Raw genomic sequence first — 16,323 nt, 5'->3', positions numbered from 1 at the left:
GCTGATTCAAATCAGAACCCTCCAAAGGAAATTAGATTGGCACCATCGGGATTCCGTGCCGAAGGCGCAAGAATTCCATCATAGCCGTTCTGGCTGGCCCAGTCCCCCAGTTTGTGAGTGTATTCGTAGTTGTTCCCGGTGATGTCTTCAAGTGTGAACGGCATATCCATTGCCGCCGCAGTTTGCTTTCGCACGCTAGGGTCCGTCAAATCCAAGACATTATTAAGCGTCACGTCCTTGCTGATCAATTCCCGTGTTGACAGATCGACATCCCAATGCGTCACCTCAGCAAGAGCGGTCGCGGGCGAATCCGCACCATAGACGCCTCCCAGACCTTTCTTGGTGTATCGGTGCGTTGCCGCAACGTTCCATTCGTGCGCGTCCCACGTTGTGTCGAATCGCTCCGGCATCTCATAGCGATAGGCCCGCATACTAATCTTCTTTCCTGCTGGCTTGCATCCCTGCAAACCCAACGGATCAATCCATTGGGAGGGATCATGCACGTACGCTTGCGTCCGAACTCCACCAAGCAGTCCGATCGGGTCCGCGCTTAGGTACTGCCCAGAATCTGGATCGTAATACCGGTTCAGGTTGTAGTTCAGTCCCGTCTCGTCATCCGCCCATTGACCGGAGAAGCGCAGTGTCGTATCGATTGAAGTCGCACCGCAGTCCGCGTCATTGGCTGGTCGCTTGACAGGCAACAACTTTCCCCATAACGAATAGGCGGCTTTCCAGACGGGTCGCCCCTGTTCATCGAACACAGTCTTCGGCCGGCCTATTTGATCCGTCAAGATTGGGAAGAGTCCATCGTCTGTCTCCTGTGCGAGCGGCGAGAAACTGCTCGGCTCGATATGCCAGGTCACGACCTGACCAGTCGTACCGTCTCGCTGCTCGATCCAGCGCTCGGCAAGCGTCGGACCGTCCCACAGGAACTTCACGGTTCCGCGGCCGCCGAGTTGCCGCTTCTCGACTCGGCGGTTGAAAGCATCGTAGCGGTACAGCCACACGCCACGCTCGGGCGTCGCAACCTTCACGAGCCGATTGAGCCCATCCCACGTGTATTGCCACGTCTTTGGCCGGAACCCGGGCTGTTCGACCGTCTTCTCGATCGTGCGGCCACGTGCGTCGTACCGATAGCGTGCGTAGCCGACCCGTTCCGGCAGACCTCCGCGCCCGTAGTGGTGAGCATCTACGGGCGCCTGGCGCCCGTGCGCGGCAATGTTCATTGCCGCGTCGTAGCGGAAGTGCTCAGTCGGCTGCAGCAGACTTTCTGCGGTGACGATCTGACCACGTGCATCGCGCCGATACGTAAGCGTATCTATGTCGGTGTCGACTCGCTCGAGTTGGCCGGCTGCGTCATAGTGATAGACCTGCCGCGTCAATTGCGCGAGCGCACGGGCCGGATCGGCTTGCAAGGCATCGAAGGCTACGGCAGGCCCCGCAATCTGCCGGCGTATACGGCCGAGCGCATCGTACTGTTGCTGCGCGACAAAATCCCCTGCCTCTCGGGCGATCTCGCGCCCCAAACCATCACGCCGGATCGTCAGTTCCCCAACTTGCGTCAAAGCCCCCGATGCATCGTATGCATAGGCTGTCTCGCGCCTAGGTGTCATCCGCAGGCGGCGTTGTCCATTGGCGTCGTAGACGTGCCGCAACAGCTCGCCGTGCTGATCTTCCCCGATCAAGCGGCCGTTCCTGTCGTATGCAAAGCGCGTCACATGCGAGTGATCACCCTGGACCTCCGCCGACGCCAGCCGTCCGCTCGCATCGTAGCGGTAGGCGAGCTTCACGTCGCCGGCATCGATCTCAATGAGCCGGTCGGATGCATCGTATGTATAGCGCCACTGGCCACCGTCGGGCAGTGTCTTCGTCAGCAGGCGACCAACGGCATCGCGCTCGTATTCGGTCGCGCGGCCTCCCCAATCAATTTCGGCCGCGAGACGCCCGGCTGCGTCGTAGCGGTACGTGTAAGTCTCTCCCAGCGCATTGATAACCTTCGTCAGCCGGGTCGCATGGTCGTACTCAAAACGCGTTGCATGTCCGGCCGCGTCGATCGACGCCGTCAGCAGATCGAATGGACCGTAGGTTCGCTGGATCGTACGTCCTAGCGGATCGATCCACTCGACGGGCAGGCTCTCGCTGTTATAGCGTGCCCTCGATACCGAGCCATCAGGGCGCGTAACCGCACTCAGCAGACCGCGTGGATTTGCCGGGCCGTCAGCATAGTCGTAACGCGTCACATGCCCATCGGGCGACGTTTCCTCCAACAGCCGGCCCAGCACGTCTATCTTGCGCCTAAAGCGCGCCCCCGTCGGCAATTCGATGTCGGTCAGCCGCAGCCGGTCATCGTAGTCCAGGCGCGTCTCGCGATCACCTTGAACCACTCGCAGCAGTTCGCCACGGGGCCCATAGCGATAGGTCGTTTTGTTGCCGTCAGGCTCGGTCCGTGCAATCAACCGATACAGATGGTCGTACTCGAGCTTGATCGTGCCGCCGTTCGGCAAGCGCACCCCGGTTAGGCGCTGCTCATCGTCATAATCGAAGTCAACTGTCCTCCCCGAGCTTTCGACGACCGAAGTCAGTTGGCCTCGCTCGTCGTATCGATAGTCCGTCCGTCGACCAAGCGGATCGATCCGAGCCATCAAACGACCAAGTTCCCATTCGGAGCAAGTGCAATGGCCGAGCGGATCAGTTTCGGCCGTTACAAGACCTTCGTCGTTATAGGCGTAGGTCCATTCGCCGTCGACGTCAATCACGCGTGTGCAGCCGGCTTCGTAGATGAATCGGCCCGTGTGATAGCCCTGCCGCGTACCTGTCTCAACTACACGACCAGCGGTGTCGTACCGATATCGAACATCGGTCTGATCTGTATCCCGCCATTGGGTCATCCAGCCGTGTTCGTCGTACGCGTAATAGAACTGCCCAAACTGGAAGCTCGCCACATGGGTAAGCATGCCGTTCTGGTAGTCGTAGCCCACAAGCGTTCTGGAACCACCTTCCGCATCATGGAGAACGATCCGTTGCAACTGACGATGGCGGCCAGGATAGGCAATCTCGAGCCGATAGCCATCGCTATGGACCATGCCGCTCAAACGGCCAGCAGTATCGTAGGAAAGAACGATCCTGTTGCCGTCGAGGTCCTCGATCCGCTCGAGGCGAGACGAGCGCCCGTCGACGAGCGGCGCGAAAATACGCAGTTGCCGAGTGTCACGATCGAAGATGCGCGGTTCGAGTCGACTTCCGACCAGCCGATAACGCGGCTCACGCAGGTTAATGCCGTTGAGCGCCATATCCGGCGCGTCAAAACCGATCACCAGACCTGCGCCATCGTGGAATCGCACGAAGCGGCCACCATCGAACGCCAATCGCTGCGACCAGTTGTCCGACCAGCGGTGACCGAGCAATCCATGATCGTCCGATCGAGTCCGATAGCGTCGTTTGAACTCAAGAGGCAGGATTCCAGGAATGGCCAGATCCGTGCGGATCTCCAGCATTTCTCCGGATACCGGATCAACCGGGTCCTTGCACTTCGGTCGATTCTCGTCCTTGATACCCCTCTGCTCTGCCGACCGGGTGGGCTCGGGCCGAAATTTTTCGCGCACCGCCCGCAGCCCCTTGCCGCCAACTTTTCCAACTCCGCCGCCTACAATCCCGCCGATCAAACCCGCCAGGAATTCCTGCGTCGCGGACAGCTCCGGGTTCTTCGGGCCATAATTTCCGGTCGTCTTGTCGATCCAGATACTGTTGCGCCCCGAATTGACTTTACCGCTACAGTGCGTTTCGTGGCCGATCCGCACCAGCGGCAGCCCGTTGACGAACACGGTTTTGCTGCCGTCGACGAGCGCCTGCGGTGCGCTCGAATGGTGATCACACTTCACCAGATCCGTGACACGCGCGACCTTTTTGCCCTCGAAGTACACATTGTCCGATCCAGTCTTGATCTCCCCACAGTTGCTGCCCATGCTCTGACTGGCCGACGCAAGTGCGCCGCCGAGCGTCAGGCCGCCCGCCAGGCACGCCCCGACGATCAACCCGCCGAGGAGCCCGCCAGTCGCCACAGTAGCCGCCACCGCAACACCGATCGCCACCCCGACGGCAATGCCGGTGAGGATTCCCATAAACCCCGACGAATGCGCGATGCGATCGCCTACACAGGCGGGATGCGGATCGCCGTGGCCGATCGTCAGGCCCAGTGCATCGCCGACCCGCGTGAATTGCCCGGAGAGCCATCCAGTGAAACCAACCTTGTCGAGTGCCCAGGCGCCACCGACTGCAATCGCGAGCGGAAGCATGACCGTGCCCGCCGCAACCGCGCCCGCACCCAGTGCCGCCCCGCCGGTCGCGCCACCAGCCAGCGCTGTACCGGCCGCACCCAGCCCGGCGGCCGTCCCCTCAACGGCGGTCAGGCCCGCATCGGCGCCAAGCATCCCGTAGTTGAGGTGCTCGTAAAACGGCTGCTCGGCCGCTTTCGCGGCTTCACCGTCCTCCAGCTTGGCGATCTGATCGAGACGTTCCTGTGCGCTGCCGCTCGGCTCGTCGTAATTCGGCGTGTCCGACATTGCAGCCTCAGATCGGATCGCGCAACTGAAGGCTCTGAATCACCGCCCGGATTTGTTCGCGCTGTGTGTCACTCAGCGTGCCGGGCGCAGTAAAGGTGAGCATCAGGACAACCTGCCCGTATTCCACCATCGTCAGCCGCTGGTGAATGGGCGCCTGGTTGTTCGTCCACGTAAACTCGTGCACATGCGCGGCGCGCCCGGATACGGTGGCGTCTTCATTTGCCACCTCGGCATAATCTGGAACCTGCTTCGCCACCTTCCGGATTTCGCTAGACACATATTCGGCGAACTTCATGCCCCACGGCAGTCGCTCGCGCGTGATCACGAAACTCACGCCTTCCGTGCCAGTCGCTGCCGACACAAATACGTTCATCGTTTTGTCCTGCCACTCCACGGGCAGCGCCAACGTGCCTTCCTGCATCTGGTACATGCTTTGTTATCCTTATTGGTGTCAGCCGTTCTTCGGATTGATGTCGGTTCGAGCAGCCTGGATATTGATGTTGCTGTCATCCAGGTGGATCACCGACTCGCCCTTATAGATGTCGATCGAGTCAGCAGTCATGTGGATACGCGTGCCGCCATCGCCGCCGATCTTGATCCACAGCTCCTTGGCTTCCAGTGTGTGCACACCCTGCGGAGTCTGATGCAGCGTATTGCCCTGCACGACAACGTCCGACAAATTGCCAACCGCGACAGCCGTCGTATGGTTGCCCTTGCCGACCTCGACGGTCCGGTCGCCTTTGAGAACTTGAGTCCATTGCGCGTCCTCGACAACGGTATGCATGTCTTTCTGTGCATGCATGTAGAACATCTGTGCACCATTGACGTCGCTCATCAGCAACTCGTTCGACCCCTGCCCCTTGTGCGTCTGGCTCTTGATCCCCATCGTCTGGCCGGCCGCGCCGTGATACGGGTTACCCTGCTCGCCGTTGAACACGCGCCCGACGATCACCGGGTTATCCGGATCACCCTGATTGAACGCCACCAGCACTTCCTGCTTGATCCGCGGAATCGCGGCCGCGCCCCAGCCGTCGCCCGCCCACGGTTGCGACACGCGCACCCACATCGAATCGGAGCCGTCCTTCTTGCCGCGCCGGTCCCACGGGAAATGCACCTTCACCGCGCTGCCGTTCGTATAGATTTCCTCGCCCTTCGGCCCGACGACGATCGCCGACTGCGTGCCGTGAATCACCGGCTTCGGCGTCGCGCGCGGCGCGCGGTACGGGATCTTCTTCGGCAGCAGCGAGAAGCTGTTGCGGTACGGCAGCGTCGCACTGTGCTGCGTATAGTCGTTCACGGCCTCGTGACGCACGTGCAGAATCACGTACTCCTGGTTGTTTTCGAGGACGGGGTGGTTCGCGACGGTCACGGTGCCCGCCGTCGTCATGCGCCACGCATAGCCGCCGCCGGTATAACGATGGGCTTGCGCCTCCTCGGCCTCCATCGCGTAACGCGCGTAGCGGTTGCCGTCGTCGCCGTGGTCGTACAGCGACTGGTGCTCGAACCGCTCGGTCGCATCGAGCCGCGCATGCTTGAGGTTTTGCGGCCCGGCCTCCACCAGCATCAGCGGCGACGACGGATTCTGGTAATTGAAGTCGCGGAACGTGACCTTGCCGACGCCGAAACGCCGGCCTTCGTGCAACTGGTCGATGCCGCCGCCTTCGCTGGCCTCGGTCGCGGCGAACGGCACGGTGGCGAGCCCCTCGATCGGGCGGAACAGCAGGTTCGTGTCGCCGATCACGAGAAAGTGCTTGTCCTTCTCGTAGCGGTGCGTCCACACGAGCCCCTCCTGCTCCATCAGCCGCGCGCAGAAGTTGTAGTAGCTCTCCTGGTACATCACGACGTACTCGAGCGGCTTCTGGCTCGTCCGGATGTCGAACACGAAATCGGAAAAACCGTGTTCCTGGAAGATCTCGGTGAGGATGTCCTGCGCGGTCTTGTTCTGGAAGATCCGGCAGTCGGTCGAGCGCGTCAGGAACCAGAACCACGGCACGGCCGTCAGGTGGTATTGCGTGACGTTCCCGGGGTTGCCGGCGCGGTCGAACGACGCGACGTAGCCGTCGAAATAGCGGTCGTTGTCGCCGGTGCCCGACGCCACGACGCGTTCGAGCGTCGACAGTCGCGCCTGCTGGTCGAAGCGGATCTTGATCTGCTGGCCGATCAGATCCTCCGGGCGCAGGTCGTGGCGATGCGACAGCAGGTCGAGGTGGATTTCCGGCAACCGGTTCACGTGCTCGTCGACGACGGCCGCGCTGACCAGCAGCACATCCGGGCCGAGCGGCGTGTCGAGCGTCACATAGCGGTTGAGCTGGGTCAGGCGTGCCGGGTTGGCAGCGCCGTTGATCGCCTCGGCAATCGCGCCGGGCGTCTTGTCCATCAGCGAGAAGCCGGTCTGTGCGAGTTGCATCGCGCGCTGGACGGTGTCGACGTGCCCGGCCAGGCCGGCGAGCGGCCCGAGGCTGCCGGCCACACTCGACGCCACCGGGCCGACGAGGCCCCCGAGCGCGCTCAACGAGCCGAGCGCACTGCCGCCCAATCCACTGGGAATACCCCCGTTCGGAGCGAAACTCATTCTTGTTCCTTGCGTGTGATCTCAGGTTCCATGAGCCGGCTCGCCGGCCCGCAGCCCCGATAATGTAGGGTAAAACCCGACTGCTTGAAAGACGTCCGCAAACGTTTTCGTTCGAGCCCTGAAAATCCGAAAAAGAGACCACCGGCTGGGCCCCGGAGGCGGCACGCCGCGCCGAAGCAGCGCAACGGCCTGCAATGAAAACCGCGACACTGCATCCTCAGGCGTCTGCGTGACAATGGCAGGAAACAGTTGAAACGAACTGACCGCTCCAGGACATTCCGGCGGCAGTGTTTGAGCAACCATACTAGACAGCCTACTGGTCGGCAGGCGTGCAATCGATATCGCGGCACACCTCCCTCACCGCGGCGAAACCACGATCGCCGCCCGCCGATTCTGCGCCCGCCCTGCCGGCGTCTTGTTGTCCCCTACCGGATCGCGCTTCCCTTTCCCGACGATCGCGATCCGCTTCGCATCGAGTCCGACGTCGACCAGTTCGACAGCAACGACTTCGGCCCGCCGTCTCGACAACTCCAAATCGTAAGCCGCCTCCCCTTCATCGTCCGAGTATCCATAAACCCGCACCCCGTTGATCCCCGCCGACTGCAACGTCCGACCGATCCGTTCGACGATCCGCCGCACATCCGGCTTGAGGTTGTACCGATCGAAATCGAACAGGATCGGCCCGGTCGAACCGAACTCGAACCCCTGCCCGGTCTCCTGGAACCCGGCCGACTTCAGCGCCGTGACCTGCGTCTGCGTCAGCCCGCGATGAAGCGGCGGCGTCTTGCAGCCCCCCAGCAGCATGCCCAGCAGCAGCGCACTCCCGACGCACATCCGCCCCATGCTCAAAGGAAACGAGTGGTTCATTTCGCATCCCCTTCTATCGCGCCCGCTCTGCAAGCGCTTCTTTTAACCGCCGCTGCGGCCTCGCCCGCAGCGCGAGTCGATCAACGTCACACCGGCCCTGCAACGCTCTCCGCCAACCGCCACGATCCCGGCCGCGCGCGCTTGGCGCGGTACATCGCGATATCCGCCGCTCGGAGCAAGCCGCTCGCGTCCGACGCGTGATCGGGATACAGCGCAATGCCGGCACTCATCATGGTGGCCACCACGCGGCCGTCGGACAGCTCGATCGACGGCGCCATGCCGGACAAAATCTCGTCGGCGATCCGGCCCACGCTGCCCGCCTCGGGCACCGACGCCAGCATCACCGCAAATTCGTCGCCGCCCAGGCGCGCGACGAGATCGGTCTCGCGCACCCGCGTGCGCAGCCGCGCCGCGATGCCGATCAGCACCGCGTCCCCGGCGTCGTGGCCGAGACAATCGTTGATCTCCTTGAAGCGGTCGCAGTCGAGATAAAGAACGGCGACTCGCTGCCCCGTCAACGTGGCATCGCAAAGCGCAAGCGCGAGGCGCGATTCGAACTGCACGCGATTGGGCAACCCCGTGAGTGCATCGTGCGTCGCCTTGTGCTCGAGCGACGCGTTCTCGTCGCGCAGCGTGTTCTGCCAGTCTTCGAATTCATCGAGCAGCGCGTTGAAGTCGTCGCCGAGCTGGTTGAGTTCGGCGATCGCCGCGGGCTCGACGCGCCGCCCGAACGCACGCTCGCGCCGCACCGCGTGCGCAACGCCAGCCAGCGCGCGCAGCGGCGAAACGATGTTGTGCAGCAAGCGCTTCGAGCTGACGTACGCACCGAACACGCTGAAGGCGAGGCAGCCGAGAATGCCGCCGACGCCGCCGAGCAGGAAGCCGAAGAACTGGTGCCCGCGGCCGCGCACGACGACGTGGCCGACGATGATGCCGTCATGCATCACCGGGGCGGTAACCGGCCCAGGCAGCGCCACGTCGGCGACGGCGCGCTCGAGCCGCACGATCCCGTTTCCGGCCGGCAACTGCCACGTCGCGAACAGCTGTCCCTTGCTGTCGGTGACGACTACCTGCGCGACGTCCTCCTCGCCGGCGATCATCCCGATCGCTTCGTTCGCCGCGATGCGATCGCCGAACACGAGTGCCGCCTCGACCGTATAGCCGAGCGAGCGCGCCAGCAGGTTCAGGTTGTTGCCGGCATAGGCTCGCAACGCGATCACGGCGACGACGATCAACGACACCGCGGCCATCGTCACGGCGACGAACGCGAGACGCAGGTGCGCGCGGCGCAACACGCTTTGCAGCGTCGGGCGCGGCGGGCGCGAAGCGGAAACGGAAGGTGCGGACCGTGTCATGGCGTCACCGGCCGTCGTGCGAGATTGAGGACGTTCGGATGCACGCGCACGCCGCTGCGCGCGACGGCGTCGAGATTGATGTCGAACGACACGCGTTCGCCGTCGACGTTGAGACAGAACATGCCGCCTGCGGTGCACGACGGATCGTGCTCCGAGATCGTCAGGACAGGATGGCCGGCCACTGCTGCCCTCACCCGTGTTTTCTCGTCTTCGCTCAGGGTGCCGAGATAGACGACGTCGCAGACCATGCCGAGCGCGGGATCGTCGAAGCGCACGCGCTGCACGTCGAGCAGCGTCGAGCCTGCCTGCAGCGTGTCGGTCAGACCGCGTGCGTAGTCGGGCCGGCCCGTCACGCACAAATGCAGACGAACGGGCGTCGTCGGCCAGCGCGTGAAGCTGATGATGCCGAGCACGACCTGACGCACGGCCGTGTCGTGTGACGAAATGGCGGGATCGCGGGAATCGGCGGGGCTCGCGGCGGCGGCGATGCGCACGGTGTCGGGCGTATCGTCGGCATCGGCGGGAACCCCGGCTAGCACGGCGGGAGCAGCACTCAGAACGCAAACGATTGCGAGAAACGCGTGGCGCAGCGAAGCGATTCGGCCAAGGCGGCCGGACGCCGTCCGCGCGGCCATTGCCGCCGCGCCCGTTGGCGCCGCTGCAGTCGCAAAACCGGCAGCGGACGCGCTCACTTTCGCATCCATGACGGGAACATCCGCTGGCGTCGGTCCCGACGCTGCCTACTGCCTCCCTCCATGCGCGTGCAGGTACCGAATTAACGCGCACGATTCCTTCATCTTAGGTAGAAAGTCGCGTGGACAACCAGTGGGATACACCCGGGAGAAATCGTGGGAAGTATGGGGAATTGGGGCTGTTTCGGTGATTTGGGCAGTGTGGCATCCATCGTTGGTTCAGTGCCAACGCCACAGGATCGATCAGCGGATTGGATGCGCGGCTGCCTCAAAATTCATATGGTCTTACTTGGTGAGTCAGAACGTTTTCCAGTGCATGGGGCCGCCGTCTGCAACTACCTCCACGGTCGGCTCGACAAACTGCACAGTCGATTGACGAATCACGGCATCGCAATGCTGACGCTCGACTGCAGATAGCCGTTGTCACACGATCTGCCCACGCACCGGACGCGAATGCATTCTCGCGTTCGGTTGCGCGAACAACCGCGATACCTCTGAGCCACCCACCGCCGACAAATCAGCCGACGTCTCCCCTAGCCGCCTCCCCGCCAACTTGAACACCCGCATTCGCGATCACCGGCGTCGCGACAGACCGAGCCGATCTCATTCGCGGGACTGCCGGTCGTCAGCGCGCCGTGCTTCGCATCGGGCGAACTGCCGGTCGGCGTGCAGTTGATCGGTGCGCCCGGCGGCGACGCGGTGTGCTTCGACGCCGCGCGTCGGCTTTCGGCCGCGTGGCGCGACCTGCCCCGCTAGCGACGCGCCCCTTGGTGCCGCGCGCCGCCGCGAGTATGCTTGCAGCTCGAACACTCTCCAACCCGGGCGCGCGCACCGTCCCGCGGGCAAGCGCCCCGCCAACCGTCACTCATCATCGATGGATTTCGACGTCATCGTTCTCGGCGCCGGCATCGTCGGCGTCTCCGCCGCGCTGCACCTGCAGGATCGCGGCCGCAAGGTCGCCCTCGTCGATCGCGGCGCGCCCGGCGAAGGCACGAGCTTCGGCAATGCGGGGCTGATCGAGCGCTCGTCGGTCGAACCGTATCCGTTCCCGCGCAGCCCGTTCACGCTGATGCGCTATGCGCTGAACCGCTCGACCGATCTCTACTGGCACAGTGCGTCGCTGCCCGCGTTCGCGCCGTGGCTCGCACGGTTCTGGTGGGAATCGGCGCCGCTGCGCCACGCGGCGGCTTCGCGCGACATGCTGCCGCTGATCGAACGCTGCATCGTCGAACACGACGCGCTGATCGCGCGGGCCGGCGCCGGCGAACTGATCCGCGCGAGCGGCTGGCTGGAGGCGTTCCGCACGCCGGCCGCGTTCGAACGCGGCGTGGCCGAGGCCGGCCTCACCGCGCGCCGCCACGGGCTCGGCATCACACCGCTCGACGCGGCCGCGCTGCTCGCGCACGAACCGAGCCTCGCACCGGGCTTTTGCGGCGCGCTGCACTGGCTCGACCCGAAAAGCGTCGTCGACCCGGCCGCGCTCGTCAAAGCGTATGCGCAACTGTTCGTGCAAGGCGGCGGCACGCTGCTGACGGGCGACGCCGCGAGCCTCGACGCGTTGTCGCCCGGCTGGCAGGTCCGGACCGACGACGGCCCGGCGGCCGCGCCGGCCGTCGTCGTCGCGCTCGGCCCGTGGTCCGATACCGTGTTCGGCAAGTTCGGCTACAAGATCCCGCTGCGCGAGAAGCGCGGCTATCACATGCACTACGCGCCGTCCGCGCGCGGCGTGCCGTCGGCGCCGATCGTCGATCGCGAATACGGTTACGTGATCGCGCCGATGCGGCGCGGGTTGCGGCTGACGACGGGCGTCGAGATCGCGCGGCGCGGGCTTCCGCCGACGGGCGTGCAGCTCGAGCGCGCGGAACGCGTCGCGCGGCCGGTGTTCGGGTTCGGCGAGCGGCTCGACCCGCAGCCGTGGCTCGGCTTCCGGCCGTGCACGCCCGACATGCGCCCGGTGATCGGCCCCGCGCCCGCGCATCGCGGGCTGTGGTTCGCGTTCGGGCACAACCATCACGGGCTGACGCTCGGCCCCGTCACCGGGCGGCTGCTGGCCGAGATGATGACCGGCGAGGCGCCGTTCACCGATCCGGCGCCGTATCGCGCGGATCGCTTCTGAGCGCGCGATACCGGCCGGCGCGCGGGCCCGAACGGCGCCGCACCCGCCGTCAGCGAAAGCGAAGCTGATTCCGCCCGAGCTGCGCAACGGACGCGCAGCCCATCAGCCGCATGTCCCGTTCGATCTCCGCCCGCATCAGCTGCAACGCGCGCTCGACGCCGGGCTGCCCTGCAGCGGCGAGCGGGAACAGGTAGTAACGCCCGAGGCCGACCGCCTTCGCACCCAGCGCCAGCGCTTTCAGTACGTGCGAACCCCGCTGCACGCCGCCATCCATCATCACGTCGATCCGGTCGCCCACCGCGTCGACGATCTCGGCAAGCTGATCGAACGCGGCGCGCGAACCGTCCAGTTGCCGGCCGCCGTGGTTCGACAACACGATGCCGGTACAGCCGATGTCCACCGCCCTGCGGGCGTCGTCGACCGACATCACGCCTTTCAGGCAAAACTGTCCGTTCCACTCTCGCACCATCGCGGCGACGTCGTCCCATGACATCGACGGATCGAGCATGTCCGTGAAGTAGCGGCTGATCGACATCGCGCCGCCGCCCATGTCGACATGCCGGTCGAGTTGCGGCAAACGGAACCGCTCGTGGGTCAGATAGTTGAATGCCCAGGCCGGCTTCAACGCGAACTCGGTCAGCCCCGCGAGCGTCAGCCGGAACGGAATCGAGAAGCCCGTGCGCTTGTCGCGCTCGCGATTGCCGCCGGTGATGCTGTCCACGGTCAGCATCATCACGTTCACGCCGGCCTGCCGCGAGCGGTTCATCATCTCGCGGTTGAGGCCGCGATCCTTGTGAAAGTAGAACTGGTACACCTGCGGGCCCTGGCTGATCGCACGGGCTTCTTCCAGGCTCACCGTGCCGAGCGACGACACCCCGAACATCGTGTCGAACTTCGCGGCCGCGGCGGCGACCGCGCGCTCGCCGTCATGATGAAACAGGCGTTGCAGCGCCGTCGGCGAACAATAAACCGGCATGCCGAGCTTCTGCCCCATGACCGTCACCGACAGGTCGACATCGCGCACGCCGCGCAACACGTTCGGCACCAGATCGCAACTCTCGAACGCGCGCGTGTTGCGTCGATACGTGGTTTCATCGTCGGCCGCACCGTCGATGTAATTGAAGATCGGTCCCGGCAACCGCCGCCGAGCCAGCTCGCGGAAGTCGTGGAAATTGTGGCAATCGTTCACGCGCATTCGTCACACTCCATTCGGCGCGCGAGCGGCGTGCCGGTGGGCCGGCGCGCGGCGCTCGCATCGCAGCGTTCGTTCGGTCCCGGCGGCCGGCGTCCTCGTGCGGAACGGAGGCCGCGTCGGCAGCCGGAAGGGGGCGCATCGCGTCCGCCGCTTCCGAACCTGCAGGGAATCGACGCGCGCACTCAGTCGAGCGCGCGGCCGAAGATGCGGATCACTTCGTCGAGATGCTCGGCCATCGCGCGGCGCGCGGCGTCGGGGTCGCGCGCGCGGATCGCGTCGAGGATCGCGCGATGCTCGCGCTCCGACCGGTGCGGCATGTCGTTCGGCATGTACAGCGACTGCAGCCGCTGGAACATCGGATCGTACTTGTGCGCGAGCAACTGCTTGATCATCAGCGCATATGCCGGATTGTCGCTCGCTTCCGCGATGCGGATATGGAACAGCCGGTCGCCCGGGTGCGTGAGCGAGCCGCTGCGGTTGTCGTCCTGATTGCGCAGGAACGCTTCGTGAATGCCTTCGATCTGCGCGTCCGAGCCGTGCTGCGCGGCCAGCGACGCCGCTTCCGGCTCGATCAGCCGGCGCGCCTGCAGCAGCGCGAACGGCGGGATTTCCGTGTCGAGATCGAGCGCGATGCCGAGCTCCGGATCGATCTCGACGATCGAGAACGGCGCGACCGTTACCGTCGCATCGGGCGCCGACGCGGGTTCGGGCGCGGCGGACGCTTCGGGCTGGCGCACCTTCACGCCGTCGCCGACGCGCACACTGACGAGCCCGTTCACTTCGAGCGCGATCAGCGCCTCGCGCACCGACGTGCGCGACACGCCGAACCGTTCGGCGAGTTCGCGCTCGGGCGGCAGATAGCTGCCCGGCGGGAAATCGCCGGACTCGATCATCGCACTGAGCTTGTCGGCGATCTGCTGGTAGAGGCGGCGGTTCTGAATCGGCTGGATGGACATACGTTGACGCTGGTAATCGGTTTCGTTCCGGACGGCCCGACGAATCGTCGGACCGTTCGCGCCTATTTTATATGCCGCGCTTCACATCGCCCGGCACCGCGTAGCAACGCGCGGCCGTGCCGCCCCACAGCGCGCCGCGTTCGGCCGCCGACAGCCGCGACTCGGCCCAGCGCTCGACCAGCGACGCCACTTCGTCGTACGACGCCGCGAGCAGGCATACGGGCCAGTCCGATCCGAACATCAGCCGCTGCGGGCCGAACGCGTCGAGCGCCGCGTCGAGGCACTGCTCGATGTGCCGGATGTCCTGCGCGCGCAGGCCGCGCCGCCAGTCGGCTTCGGTCACGAGCCCCGACAGCTTGCACGCGACGTGCGGCAGCACGCCGAGTTCGCGCAGCGACGCGCGCCAGCGCGCGAACGCCGTGTCGTCGCGTTCGAACTCGGCGAGCGCCGGCTTGCCGACGTGGTCGAGCACGAGCCAGTGCGCGTCGTGCCGTGCGCAAAACGCACGCACGTCAGGCAACTGGCGCTCGAACACGAGCACGTCGTACACGTAGCCGTTCGCCTGCAGCCACGCGACGCCGCGATTGAAGCCGGGATCGGCGACGAACGCGCCGACGTCGGCTTCGTCCTGCACCTGATGACGAAAACCGCGCAGCTTCGGACTGCGCCACTCGGCGACACGGTCGGCCAGCGCCGGCGCACCGAGATCCTCCCAGCCGACCACCGCGGCGATGCGCGCATCGTCGCGCGCCAGATCGAGCAGGAACGCCGTCTCGTCGCGCCCGGCGCGCGCCTGCACCGCGATCGACGCGCCGAGCGCCTGCGCATGCATCTGCGGCCACAGCGCGTCGGGCAGGTAGTCGCGTGCGAGCACGCCCATGCCGGGGCCGATCCACGGATAGTCGGCCGCGCGGTAACGCCAGAAGTGCTGATGCGAATCGATACGCACTGCGCCCATGATGCCCTCGTGTTCGATCGTCGCGGCGGCGGCGGCCCCCATCGTCGCCCGCCCATCCGCCACGTTCAGTCGTACAGCACCGCCGCGATCTTCGGATCGTCGATATTGGTCTTGTCGTACCAGTAGAAGCCGGTATCGATGACCTTCGGCAGCTTCTCGCCCTTGATCGCCTTCACGGCCGCCTCGACCGTCTTGTAGCCGATGCCGATCGGGTTCTGCGTGATCGCGCCGGCCATCAGCCCACTGCGGATCGCGTCCTTCTGCTGCTTGCCGGAATCGTAGCCGACGATCACGACCTTGCGCTTCATCTCGCGCACGCCGTTGACCACGCCGATCGCCGAGCCTTCGTTGGTGCCGAACAGCCCCTTGAGCTTGGGATACGCCTGCAGGATCGACTTCGTCACTTCGGTCGATTTCAGCTGATCGCCTTCGCCGTACTGCACGGTCACGACCTGCACCTTCGGATGCGCCGACTTCATCCGGTCGAGGAAGCCGTCGCGGCGGTCGATGCCGGTGCGGCTCGTCTGGTCGTGCGCGACCACGGCCACCTGCCCTTCGTCGCCGATCAGCGCGGCGAGCTTGTCGGCGGCGAGCGCGGCAGCCGCCTTGTTGTTGGTCGCGGCCGTCGTCACGGGAATGTCGCTGTCCACCCCCGAGTCGAATGCGATCACCGGAATCTTCTCGGCCTGCGCCTTCTTCAGCAGCGGCAGCGCGGCCTTGCTGTCGAGCGCCGCGAAGCCGAGCGCGGCCGGCTTCTTCGCGATCGCGGCCGACAGCATGTCGATCTGCTTGTCGACCATCGCTTCGGTTTCGGGCCCTTCGAACGTCACCTTCACCTTGTAGTCCTTCGCGGCCTGCGTCGCGCCCGATTTCACGGCCTGCCAGAACTGATGCTGAAAGCCCTTCGAGATCAGCGGGATATAGGTTTCCTGTGCCTGCGCGCCGGCCGTGACGCCGACGGCGAACGTCAGTCCGACGATCGCGTTCAACACCTTGCTCCTGATCACTTCGCGTCTCCTTGGTTGGTATCGACTGAAATGCCGGCCCGGCCGG

At 65.0% G+C, this 16,323-nt stretch carries 11 protein-coding genes and 1 pseudogene; 2 read left to right on the top strand and 10 right to left on the bottom strand.

The window, feature by feature from the left end; translation table 11 throughout:
• Positions 1–11: 11 nt before the first annotated feature.
• The 6 genes from WT53_RS13760 to WT53_RS13735 form a co-directional block, all read right to left on the bottom strand.
• The gene (locus tag WT53_RS13760) at positions 12–4,559 is read right to left on the bottom strand and encodes a DUF6531 domain-containing protein (RefSeq protein ID WP_034204310.1); all 4,548 of its coding nucleotides are present in this window, start codon (positions 4,557–4,559) and stop codon (positions 12–14) included.
• A 7-nt stretch (positions 4,560–4,566) separates the two neighbouring features.
• On the bottom strand, positions 4,567–4,989 hold the full coding sequence (locus tag WT53_RS13755; protein WP_006484761.1) for a DcrB-related protein: 423 nt from the start codon (positions 4,987–4,989) through the stop codon (positions 4,567–4,569).
• 21 nt (positions 4,990–5,010) lie between these two features.
• Positions 5,011–7,131, bottom strand: coding sequence for a type VI secretion system Vgr family protein (locus WT53_RS13750; protein ID WP_034204309.1), 2,121 nt, complete (start codon positions 7,129–7,131; stop codon positions 5,011–5,013).
• Positions 7,132–7,488: 357 nt separating this feature from the next.
• Positions 7,489–7,998 carry an OmpA family protein gene (locus WT53_RS13745; RefSeq protein ID WP_034204308.1) on the bottom strand — a complete coding sequence of 170 codons (510 nt, stop codon included), beginning with the start codon at positions 7,996–7,998 and terminating at the stop codon, positions 7,489–7,491.
• Between the two features lie 86 nt (positions 7,999–8,084).
• On the bottom strand, positions 8,085–9,353 hold the full coding sequence (locus WT53_RS13740) for a diguanylate cyclase domain-containing protein (protein WP_034204307.1): 1,269 nt from the start codon (positions 9,351–9,353) through the stop codon (positions 8,085–8,087).
• Positions 9,350–10,057 carry a YfiR family protein gene (locus tag WT53_RS13735; RefSeq protein ID WP_034204306.1) on the bottom strand — a complete coding sequence of 236 codons (708 nt, stop codon included), beginning with the start codon at positions 10,055–10,057 and terminating at the stop codon, positions 9,350–9,352. The genes WT53_RS13740 and WT53_RS13735 overlap by 4 nt, the downstream gene beginning before the upstream one ends.
• A gap of 579 nt (positions 10,058–10,636) precedes the next feature.
• Between WT53_RS13735 and WT53_RS34090 the strand changes: the two are divergent.
• Together WT53_RS34090 and WT53_RS13730 are read left to right on the top strand one after the other, a co-directional pair.
• A pseudogene (locus WT53_RS34090) lies at positions 10,637–10,801 on the top strand (amidase); the annotation flags it as partial.
• 118 nt (positions 10,802–10,919) lie between these two features.
• Positions 10,920–12,161 (top strand): FAD-binding oxidoreductase, encoded by a 1,242-nt coding sequence (locus WT53_RS13730; protein ID WP_034204305.1) that lies wholly within the window; start codon positions 10,920–10,922, stop codon positions 12,159–12,161.
• 49 nt (positions 12,162–12,210) lie between these two features.
• On the opposite strand, the gene WT53_RS13725 is transcribed toward WT53_RS13730, so the two are convergent.
• The 4 genes from WT53_RS13725 to WT53_RS13710 all read right to left on the bottom strand — a co-directional run bounded on the left by WT53_RS13725 (position 12,211) and on the right by WT53_RS13710 (position 16,277).
• Positions 12,211–13,356, bottom strand: a complete 1,146-nt coding sequence (locus WT53_RS13725; protein WP_034204304.1) for an alpha-hydroxy acid oxidase — start codon at positions 13,354–13,356, stop codon at positions 12,211–12,213.
• 182 nt (positions 13,357–13,538) lie between these two features.
• The gene (locus tag WT53_RS13720; RefSeq protein WP_034204303.1) at positions 13,539–14,312 is read right to left on the bottom strand and encodes a FadR/GntR family transcriptional regulator; all 774 of its coding nucleotides are present in this window, start codon (positions 14,310–14,312) and stop codon (positions 13,539–13,541) included.
• Positions 14,313–14,379: 67 nt separating this feature from the next.
• Positions 14,380–15,270, bottom strand: a complete 891-nt coding sequence (locus WT53_RS13715; RefSeq protein ID WP_034206122.1) for an amidohydrolase — start codon at positions 15,268–15,270, stop codon at positions 14,380–14,382.
• Positions 15,271–15,335: 65 nt separating this feature from the next.
• Positions 15,336–16,277, bottom strand: a complete 942-nt coding sequence (locus WT53_RS13710) for an ABC transporter substrate-binding protein (RefSeq protein ID WP_034204302.1) — start codon at positions 16,275–16,277, stop codon at positions 15,336–15,338.
• Positions 16,278–16,323: the final 46 nt, after the last annotated feature.

This window comes from Burkholderia sp. MSMB2157WGS (genome assembly GCF_001532755.1).
GTDB lineage: Bacteria > Pseudomonadota > Gammaproteobacteria > Burkholderiales > Burkholderiaceae > Burkholderia.
This window is presented reverse-complemented; position numbering and strand designations above follow the sequence as displayed.